Source organism: Roseibium sp. RKSG952, from assembly GCF_009711355.1.
Window position 1 is genome coordinate 1 of the sequence record NZ_SMMF01000474.1, and the last position, 1,222, is coordinate 1,222.

At 51.5% G+C, this 1,222-nt stretch carries 1 protein-coding gene; it reads left to right on the forward strand.

Going from position 1 to position 1,222, the window contains the following annotated elements:
- Positions 1-641: 641 nt before the first annotated feature.
- Complete coding sequence (locus E1297_RS01640) at positions 642-1,013, forward strand: hypothetical protein (protein WP_155133073.1); 372 nt, start codon at positions 642-644, stop codon at positions 1,011-1,013.
- Positions 1,014-1,222 lie beyond the last annotated feature (209 nt).

The window sequence follows — 1,222 nt, forward strand, 5'->3', positions numbered from 1 at the left end:
GAACTCAAGAAGCAGGCTCGCGTCTCGATTCATTGATTATCTGGTCCTGATGCTACGGCTATGCGTCAAAGTTCTGCGCAACTGGTGCTTTCACAAAGCCTCAATCTATACCAAAGCCACACGGCCGAGGCTCACGGTGAATACAGCTGAGAGGCGCTCCAGTGCAACGCAAGGTCTGGGTCGACATAAGAGCTTGATTTCCTTGGGTTAAACACTCGCGATGTGGCGCGCAACATCCTGGAAATCAATTCCTTACGCAAGAATAGCAAGGACGTTTCCAAAGGCACATTTTGCTTTTATGGCCATCCCGCAGAAACGGCGCTTGTGTCTGTACAGCCCGTATCGCGCTGCACTTCGAACTTGAATTCATCGCTGAACCCACCGGCTTCGGATACCTCAGGAAGCGAGCGTGGGACGCACCCGGTCCTGCATCAGACTGGGAACGCGGATCACTATACGGTTTCGAAAAGACATGACGCTTGAAAGGCGTCCGGCCCGGCCTCTCTTCACCTTGTACAACCACAATTCCCGGACGCACGGAACCCGAAGAAAGAGCTGATAGGTAGAAATTACGAATTGCACCCTACACCGGAAAACCCAACTCTCAGTAAGATCCTGTCTCAAACCCTAGAGAAACCGCGATGTACTTCCAAAACGAAATAGCGCCACTGGTAAAGAAACTGACTGCCAAGGAGCAACCTGTCTTCGTCTGCAGACGCGAAGAGGACCCGGCTGAGAAGCGGTCCGCCCTGATCCGCGAGATCGGTTATGACCGGGTGCATATTACCTTTCCCGAAACCAAAGGGCCGACGGAAATTGGCATCCGGCTGGTGCGCGATCTGTGCGGAACGCTAACCCTTGGCGACACTACCGAAGATGACCCTGAAAACCTGCTGCTTGTGGGGGACATCAATCTGGACGGTTCGGACATACGTGTATCTGCGACAATCTCCTTAAAAGATTTCACAGGGACGGCTAACGTGGTTCTCCGCGAAAAAGACGAGGTTTCCTAGGGCCTGTGGGCATTCAACGTGCATAGATTAGATGTAGAAATTTCGATTTGATCTGACGATTACCGCCTTTGAGGCTGGGTTTGTCAGATCAAGTTTGGTCTATTTTCTTATTGAGCCAATTCTGAGTACCTCGATTTACCGATCTCAGGTCTGATCTTTCTGTACTATTACGCCTCGGTTCCAACGGTTGGGGATTTGCGGGATCTTGT

Bases quoted from the DNA above. Each gene is read 5' to 3' on its own strand.
- E1297_RS01640 (WP_155133073.1), top strand. From the start codon at position 642: ATGTACTTCCAAAACGAAATAGCGCCACTGGTAAAGAAACTGACTGCC.